Source organism: Krasilnikovia sp. MM14-A1259, assembly GCF_047159535.1.
Taxonomy (GTDB): domain Bacteria; phylum Actinomycetota; class Actinomycetes; order Mycobacteriales; family Micromonosporaceae; genus Actinoplanes.
In genome coordinates this window covers 358,901-368,433 of the sequence record NZ_BAAGAJ010000002.1, presented here as the reverse complement: position 1 = coordinate 368,433, position 9,533 = coordinate 358,901, and the positions used below count along the sequence as shown (strand labels likewise).

The window sequence follows — 9,533 nt, the reverse complement described above, 5'->3', positions numbered from 1 at the left end:
GGAACCTCACTCGCTCGAACTATGGAGGCCAGGAACGCGCGATATCGGGTGTCCCTACCGGCCGAGTTCTCGGTGAATGAAGTCGAAAATCTCGTCGTCGGTGGCGGCCCCGATTTTCTCCGCGACTACCTCGTGCTTCGTTGACGTCGTACTCGCCGTCCACTGGGCGACAAGTCCCTGCAGACGCTCCAAAATCAGTGGGATCGTGTCGCTGTCCGGCTTTGCGTCGGCCAGGAGGGAACCGAGTCGGTCGACCTCCTGCACCAGCGACACCGGCATCAATTCACCCTGGAACAGTTGGTGCCAAAGATAGTCGGCGAGCGCGGTCGGATTGGGACAGTCGAACAGCAGGGTGGCCGGTAGCTGCAGGTCAGTGGCGGCGCTGATGCGATTACGCAGTTCAACTGCGGTCAGCGAATCGAAGCCGAGGTCGCTGAACGCGCGGGTCGCCTCGACCAGATCGGGGCTCGGGTAGTCGAGCACACCGGCGGCCTGTGCCTGCACCAGCGAAACCAGCATGCGCTGCTGCTCCACCTTGGGCTGGCCCGCCAACCGCTGCCGCAGCGCCGCACCGGCGTCCGGGTTCGCTTCGGCCGCGGCCGGTTCGGCGGCTGCCAGTGCCTGCTTGACCGCGGGCAGGTCACCGATCAGAGGGCTGGGGCGGCGCAGCGTGAACGGCGGCGCGAACCGGTCCCAGTCGACGTCGGCGATCGTCACGAGGCCTTCGCCGGCGTCCACGATCTGGGCCAGGGCCTGAACCGCCTGGTCCGGCTGCATGACCGACAGTCCGCGGCGTGCACCCTGGGCGGCCCCCTGTTCGTCGGTCATGCCGCCGCCACCCCACGGGCCCCACGCCACCGAGGTGGCCGGCAGGCCCAGACCACGCCGGTGCTCGGCGAGCGCGTCCAGATACGTGTTCGCCGCCGCGTACGCGGACTGCAGGCCACTGCCCCACGTCGCCGAGATCGACGAGAACAGCACGAACGCATCCAGGTCCCGGTCGCGGGTCAGCTCGTGCAGATGCGTGGCGCCGGCCGCCTTCGCGGCCAGGATGCGGGACAGGTCACCGGTGGTGGTGTCGCTGACCGCGGCGGCCGGGCCGATGCCCGCGGTGTGCAGCACCGTGGACAGTTCCGGTCCTCCCGTGTCGATCCAGTCCAGCAGCCCGGACAGGGCGGCACGGTCGCCGATGTCGCAGGTCACCACGTCCACCCGGGTGCCCTCGGTGGCCAGTCGCGCCGCCCGTGCGGGCACGCCGTCGGCGGCGGCGCCGGTCCGGCTGGTCAGCACGACCCGGGGTGCACCCCGTTCGGCCAGCCAGTGGGCGACGTGGCCGGCGATGGCGCCGGTGCCGCCGGTGACCAGGGTGCTGCCGCGGGGCGTCCACGGCCCGGCCGGGGTGCGCGGCGCCGGGAGGTGGGCGAGGCGGCGGCCGAGGACCGCGGTCGTCCGGATCGCGGCCTGGTCCTCGCCCCGGTCGGCGAGCACACTGACCAGCCGTCCGCCGGCCCGCTCGTCGAGTACGGCGGGAACGTCGACCAGGCCGCCCCAGCGTTCCGGGTACTCCAGGGCGATCACGCGGCCGAGCCCCCACAGCTGCGCCTGGACGGGGCTGGTCAGGGTCTCGCCCGGCCCGGCGGCCACCGCGCCGCAGGTCAGCACCCACAGTGGCGCGTCGATGCCCGCGTCGCCAAGGGCCTGGGTCAGTCCGAGCGTCGCCGCGAGGCCGCGGCTCACCACCGGCGTGCCGGGCACAGCTGTTTCGTCCAGGCCGAGCAGCGAGACCACACCCGCGGTCACGGCATTGTCCGGCAGGGCGCCGGTCAGCAGGGAGTTCAGCTCTGCCGAGCCGGTGACCCCGGCCGGGACGTCGACGACGGTGACCTCGGCGCCGCGGGCGGCCAGGGCGTCGGCCACGTCCGTCCGGGTTCCTTCGGGACGCAGCACCAGCCACGCCCCGGTCAGCGCGCCCGCGCCGGTGTCCGGGACCGGTGTCCAGGTCGCCCGGTACCGCCAGCCGGCGGTGAGTGAGCGGTCCTGTTCGCGGCGGCGCCACGACGCCAGCGCGGGCAGCAGGTCGGCGATGGGACGGGCGGTGTCGATGGCGAGGGTGTCGCCGAGCCGGCTGAGGTCGGCGTTCTCGATGGCGGCCCAGAACTCGGTGTCGACGGCGGCGCCGTCCGAGGGGGTGTCCGCGGTCGGGGTCGGTTCCAGCCAGTACGGCTGGTGCTGGAACGCGTAGGTGGGCAGGTCGACCAGCTCACCCGCGGGCAGGACGGCCTTCCAATCCACCGGCAGCCCCGAAACCCACGCCTGCGCCAGCGATTTCAGGACCCGGGCGGCATCGTCGTGGTCGCGCTCCAGCGTGCCCACCGTGGACACACCCTCCGCGGTCTCCTCGATCGCCGCGGTCAGCACCGGATGCGGCGACACCTCCACGAACGCGGTATGCCCCGCGCCGACCAGCACCCGCACCGCCTGCTCGAACCGCACCATCCGCCGCAGGTTGGCGTACCAGTACGCCGCATCGACCGGAGTGTCCCCCAGCCAGTCACCGGTCACCGTCGACAGCATCGGCACCCGGCCCGGCAACACCGCAATGTCCGCCAACTCCGCCGCCAGGACCGCTTCGAGCGGCTCGACCAGCGGGGAATGCGCCACAAAATCCGTCTCCGGAACCCGCCACCGCAACACGCGCTGACGCGCCAGCGTCCGCTCGAACTCGGCCAGCGCCTCCTGCTCGCCCGAGACGACCACGGTCGCCGGGCCGTTCACCGCCGCCACCGACAGACGACCGTCCCACTGCCGCACGAGTTCCTCGACCGCGGCAGACGGCATGACGACCGACACCATCGACCCCGACACCGACAGACTCGACAACGCCCGCGACCGGGCCACCACCACCCGGGCGGCGTCTTCGACGCTGAGCAGACCCGCCACCGTCGCCGCGGCGATCTCACCCTGCGAGTGGCCGACCACGGCCTGCGGGGTCACGCCGGACGCCTCCCACACCGCGGCGAGGGACACCATCACCGCCCACAACACCGGCTGCACCACATCAGCGGTGTCCAACGAGTCACCACTGGACAGCTTCTCCGACAGCGACCAGTCCACCAGCGGCGCCAGAGCACGCTCACACTCGGCGAGCCTCGCCGCGAACACCGGCGACTCGGCCAGCAGCCGACGGCCCATCCCCACCCACTGCGAACCCTGACCGGCGAACACGAACACCGGGCGGACACCCGTACCCGAAACGCCAGAGACCACACCCGCCGCGGAGCCGGCGGTGGCGAGCGTGCCGAGACCGTCGATCAACGCGGGCCGGTCCTCGCCGAACACGACCGCACGATGCTCGAACACCGACCGCGACACCGCCAGAGACCAGCCCACATCACCCGGCACCGCGCCCGGATGCGCAGCCACCCACTCCCGCAGACGACCCGCCTGACCGGCCAGGCTGACCGCCGAACGCGCCGAAACCGGCCATGCGCACACCGCGGCGCTCTGCACCACCGGCGGTCCGGCCGGGTCGCGGTCGGGTGTGGCGGGCGACTCGGCGGGCGCCTCCTCCAGGATGAGGTGCACGTTGGTGCCGCTCATGCCGAACGAGGAGATGCCGGCGCGGCGGACCCGCTCACCGGCCGGCCACGGCACCGGCTCCTGCAGCAGCCGCACGTCGCCGGCCGACCAGTCGATGTGCGGCGACGGCTCGCCGGCGTGCAGGGTGGCGGGAATCTGCTGGTTCTGCAGCGCCAGGACCATCTTGATGACGCCCGCGACGCCGGCGGCGGCCTGGGTGTGACCGATGTTGGATTTGAGCGAGCCGAGCCACAGCGGCGGCTGGTCGCCGCGCTCCTGGCCGTACGTGGCCAGCAGCGCCTGCGCCTCGATCGGGTCGCCGAGCACCGTGCCGGTGCCGTGCGCCTCGACCACGTCCACGTCGGAGGCGGACAGCTGGGCGCTGGCCAGCGCGGCCCGGATGACCCGCTGCTGCGAGGGGCCGTTCGGGGCGGTCAGGCCGTTGGACGCGCCGTCCTGGTTGACCGCGGAACCGCGGACGATCGCGAGGATCCTGTGCCCGTTGCGCTGGGCGTCGGACAGGCGTTCCAGGACGAGCATGCCGGCGCCCTCGCCGAGGCCCATGCCGTCGGCCGACGCGGAGAACGGCTTGCAGCGCCCGTCCGGTGCGAGGCCCATCTGGCGGCTGAACTGGTCGAACAGGAGCGGGTTCGCGGCCACCATGACACCGCCGGCCAGCGCGGTGGTGCATTCGCCCGACCGCAGGGCCTGGGTGGCCAGGTGCAGCGCGACCAGCGACGACGAGCAGGCGGTGTCCACGGTGACGGCCGGGCCCTCCAGGCCCAGGGTGTACGACACCCGGCCGGACACGACACTGGTCGAGATGCCGGTGACGAGGTGCCCGTCGAGGCGGCCCTGCAGGCCCGCGCTCCAGCCGTATCCGGAGGCGGAGGCGCCGGCGAACACGCCGGTGGCGGAGCCGTGCATCGATGCGGGGTCGATCCCGGCGCGTTCGAGGGCCTCCCACGCGACCTCCAGCAGCAGGCGCTGCTGCGGGTCCATGGTCAACGCCTCGCGGGGGCTGATCCCGAAGAATCCGGCGTCGAACCCGTCGGCGTCGTAGACGAAACCGCCGGATCGTACGGCGTCGCCGGCGTACCCGGGGTCGGAGAGGTCCTGCAGGCGCCAGCCGCGGTTCTCCGGCAGCGCCGCGATGGCGTCGGTGCCCGCGGCGACGACCTTCCACAGGTCGTCGGGGCTGTCCGAGCCGCCGGGGTACCGGCAGGCCATGCCGACGATCGCGATCGGTTCGTCGCTGACCGCCGCGGCGATCGGGGCGGCCGGGGCTGCGCCGGGTGCGTCGCCCAGCTGGGCCAGCAGGAATTCGGCGGCGGCGGTCGGGGTGGGCGCGTCGAACAGCAGGGTGGCGGGCAACTGCAGGTCGGCGGCGCCGCTGAGCCGGTTCCGGAGCTGGACCGCGGTCAGCGAGTCGAAGCCGAGGTCGCTGAACGCGCGGTGGGCGTCGACCGCGTCCGGGCTCGGGTAGTCCAGGACGGCGGCGGCGTGCGACTGCACCAGGCCGACCAGGGTGCGGAGGCGGTCGGCGCGGGACAGGCCGGCCAGTTGCCGTTTGAGGTCGGAGCCGCCGTCCGCTTCGGCGCCGGGCGCCGCGGGTCCGCTGTCCAGGACACGTTTGACCGCGGGCAGGTCGGCGATCAGGGGGCTGGGGCGGCGCAGCGTGAACGGCGGTGCGAACCGGTTCCAGTCGACGTCGGCGATCGTGACCTGGCCTTCGCCCGCGTCGAGGATCTGGGCCAGGGCGCGTACGGCGTGCCGCGGCTCCATGGTCATCAGACCTCGCCGTACGCCCTGGGCGGCGCCTTCCGCGTCGGTCATGCCGCCGCCACCCCACGGGCCCCACGCCACCGAGGTGGCCGGCAGGCCCAGACCACGCCGGTGCTCGGCGAGCGCGTCCAGATAGGTGTTCGCCGCCGCGTACGCCGACTGCAGGCCACTGCCCCACGTCGCCGAGATCGACGAGAACAGCACGAACGCGTCCAGGTCCCGGTCCCGGGTCAGCTCGTGCAGGTGCGCCGCGGCGGTCGCCTTGGCGCCGAGCACTGCCGCCAGGAGTTCCGGTGTGGTGCCGGCGACGGGGGCGGTGGGGCCGATGCCGGCCGTGTGCATGACGGCCGACAGTTGCGGGCCGGTCGCGTCGATGCGGGACAGGACGGCGGCCAGGTCGGGCCGGATCCCGGCGTCGCCGGCCAGGACGTCGACGCGGGCGCCGGCGGTCGCCAACTGCGCCGCCAGGGCCGGTACGCCGGCGGCGGCCGGGCCGGAGCGGCTGGTCAGCACGAGGCGGGGCGCGCCCCGTTCGGCGAGCCAGCGGGCCACGTGGCCACCGATCGCGCCGGTGCCGCCGGTGATCAGGGTGCTGCCGCGGGGCGTCCACCGCTCGGCGGCGTTGCGGGGCCGCGGGGCCTGGGTGAGGCGCCGGCCGATGATGCCGGACGGGCGGATCGCGACCTGGTCCTCGCCGGTGCCGGCGAGCACGGCGGCGAGCCGGGCGGCAGCCTTGGCGTCGAGGACGGCGGGCAGGTCGATCAGGCCGCCCCAGCGGTCGGGGTTCTCCAGGCCGACGACGCGGCCGAGTCCCCAAGCCTGGGCCTGGGTGGGGCTGGGCAGCGGGTCGCCGGGTGCGGTGGCGACCGCACCGCAGGTGAGGACCCAGCGCGGGGCGTCCAGGCCGATCTGGTCGAACGTCTGCAGCACCGCCAGGGTCGCGGCGAGTCCCTGGCTGACCGCCGGGAACTCCGGCAGCGGGGACTCGTCCAGCGCGAGCAGGGTGACGATGCCGGTCACGTCGCCCACGTCGGTGCCGAGGTCGTACAGCTCGGTGGTGATCCGGTCCCGGTCGGCGGGGAGTTCGATCGCGACGACGTCGGCGCCGCGGGCCTCCAGGGCGGCGGTGACGTCGGGGCGGCCCTGTCCGGCGGCGGCGATGACGAGCCAGGTACCGGTGAGTGCGGTGGTGCGGGGTTCGGGGACCGGGGTCCAGGTCACCCGGTAGCGCCAGTTGGCGGTGAGCGAGCGGTCCTGTTCGCGGCGGCGCCACGACGCCAGTGCGGGCAGCACCTCGTCGAGGTGGTGCTGGTCCTCGATCTCCAGGACTTCGGCGATGTGGGCGCGGTCGCCGCCTTCGACGGCGGCCCAGAAGCGTGCTTCGGCGACGGTGCCGAGCCCGGATCCGGCCGTGTCGGGGCTGTCGGTGGCGGGCTCCAGCCAGTAGCGGTGGTGGTCGAATGCGTAGGTGGGCAGGTCGACCAGCTCACCCGCGGGCAGGACGGCCTTCCAATCCACCGGCAGCCCCGCAACCCACGCCTGCCCCAGCGATTTCAGGACCCGGGCCGTGTCGTCGTGGTCGCGCTCCAGCGTGCCCACCGTGGACACACCCTCCGCGGTCTCCTCGATCGCCGCGGTCAGCACCGGATGCGGCGACACCTCCACGAACGCGGTGTGCCCGGCCTCGACCAGCACCCGCACGGCCTGCTCGAACCGCACCATCCGCCGCAGGTTGGCGTACCAGTACGCCGCATCGACCGGGGTGTCGCCCAGCCAGTCACCGGTCACGGTCGACACCATCGGCACCCGGCCCGGCAACACCGTGATCCCGGCCAGTTCCGCGGCCAGAACCGACTCCAGCGGTTCGACCACGGGGGAATGCGCGACGAAGTCGGTCTCCGGGACCCGCCACCGCAGGACGTGCTGACGGGCGAGCTCCCGCTCGAACTCCTCCAGGGCGTCCGGCTCGCCGGAGACGACGACGGTTGCGGGGCCGTTGATCGCGGCCACGGACAGGCGGCCGTCCCACCGCTCGACCAGTTCCTCGACGGCGGCCGACGGCATGACGACCGACACCATCGACCCGGACACCGACAGACTCGACAACGCCCGCGACCGGGCCACCACCACCCGGGCGGCGTCTTCGACGCTGAGCAGACCCGCCACCGTCGCCGCGGCGATCTCACCCTGCGAGTGGCCGACCACGGCCTGCGGGGTCACGCCGGACGCCTCCCACACCGCGGCGAGGGACACCATCACCGCCCACAACACCGGCTGCACCACATCGGCCGTGTCCAGCGTTGCGGCGCTGGTCAGCTTCTCCGACAGCGACCAGTCCACCAGCGGTGTCAGAGCACGCTCACACTCGGCGAGCTTGGCCGCGAACACCGGCGACTCGGCCAGCAGCTGACGGCCCATGCCCGCCCACTGCGAACCCTGTCCGGCAAACACGAACACCGGGCGGACACCCGTACGGGCAACGCCGGACAGCGGGGAATCACCGACCGTGACCGCGCGGTACTCGAACACCGACCGCGATGCGGCCAGCGACCAGCCGACGTCGCCCGGTGCCGTGCCTGGGTGCGCGGCCACCCAGGCCCGCAGCCGCTCCACCTGCCGCTCCAGGCTGGCGGCCGAACGCGCCGACACCGGCCACGCGCTGACGTCGCCCGCCCGCAGTACGGGCAGCCGGGCCGGCTCGGACGCCGCCTCGCCGGTCCCGTCGGCGTCCGCGACCGCCTCGGCGAGCCCGTCGTCGTCCTCGGCCGGGGACTCCTCGGCCGCGACGGCGGTGGGTGCCTCCTCCAGGATCACGTGCACGTTGGTGCCGCTCATCCCGAACCCGGACACGCCCGCACGGCGCACCCGCTCCCCCGCGGGCCACGCCACCGGGTCCTGCAACAGCCGCACCTCACCGGCCGACCAGTCCACGTGCGAGGTCGGCTGGTCGGCGTGCAGCGTGGCGGGCAGCTTCTCGTTCTGCAGTGCGAGGACCATCTTGATGACACCGGCCATGCCGGCCGCCTGCTGGGCGTGACCGATGTTGGACTTCACCGAGCCGAGCCACAGCGGCGGCTGGTCGCCGCGCTCCCGGCCGTACGTGGCCAGCAGCGCCTGCGCTTCGATCGGGTCGCCCAGCGGGGTGCCGGTGCCGTGGGCTTCGACCACGTCCACGTCGGAGGCAGACAGTTTCGCGCCGGCCAGCGCGGCCCGGATGACCCGCTGCTGCGAGGGGCCGTTCGGGGCGGTCAGGCCGTTGGACGCGCCGTCCTGGTTGACCGCGGAACCGCGGACCACCGCGAGGATCTTGTGCCCGTTGCGCCGCGCCTCGGAGAGGCGTTCGACGACCAGGACGCCGACGCCCTCGGCCACGCCCATGCCGTCGGCCGACTCGGCGAACGTCTTGCAGCGCCCGTCCGGGGACAGGCCGAGCGACTCGTTGAAGTCGGTGAACAGCACCGGGGTCGCCGCGACGAACGCGCCGCCGACGAGCGCCAGGGAGCACTCGCCGCCGCGCAGCGACTGCACCGCCAGGTGCAGGGCGACCAGCGCCGACGAGCAGGCGGTGTCGACCGTGACGGCCGGGCCCTCCAGGCCCAGGGTGTACGACACCCGGCCGGACAGGATGCTGGTCGCGTTGCCGGTCATGGTGTGGCCGTCGTGCTCGCCCTGCTTGCTGCTCATCCACGCGTACCCGGAGGCGGAGGCGCCGGCGAACACGCCGGTGCTGGTGCCGCGCAGCGACGCCGGGTCGATCGTGGACCGTTCCAGGGCTTCCCAGGCGACCTCCAGCAGCAGCCGCTGCTGCGGGTCCATCGTCAACGCCTCACGCGGGCTGATCCCGAAGAAGCCGGCGTCGAACCCGGTGGCGTCGTACAGGAAGCCGCCGGAACGCACTCGGGCGCCCCCCGTGTCGGGGTCGTCCGGATCGCCGAGGTCCCACCCGCGGTCCTGCGGCAGCGCGGCGACCGCGTCGGTGCCGTTGGCCAGCAGCTCCCACAGGTCCTCAGGGCTGTGCACCTCGCCGGGGAACCGGCAGCCCATGCCGATGATGGCGATGGGCTCCCCGCTGGCCGTTTCCACCTCGTGGAGACGCTGTCGCGTCTCGTGCAGGTTGGCGGTCACCCGCTTGAGGAAGTAACGGAGCTTGTCTTCCATGTATTACGTCA

1 protein-coding gene is annotated in these 9,533 nt (G+C 73.4%); it reads right to left on the bottom strand.

Annotated elements, in window-relative coordinates; genetic code table 11:
- Positions 1-54 precede the first annotated feature (54 nt).
- The gene (locus ACMCNK_RS01865; protein ID WP_412734623.1) at positions 55-9,522 is read right to left on the bottom strand and encodes a type I polyketide synthase; all 9,468 of its coding nucleotides are present in this window, start codon (positions 9,520-9,522) and stop codon (positions 55-57) included.
- Positions 9,523-9,533: the final 11 nt, after the last annotated feature.

Bases quoted from the DNA above. Each gene is read 5' to 3' on its own strand.
- ACMCNK_RS01865 (WP_412734623.1), bottom strand. From the start codon at position 9,522: ATGGAAGACAAGCTCCGTTACTTCCTCAAGCGGGTGACCGCCAACCTG.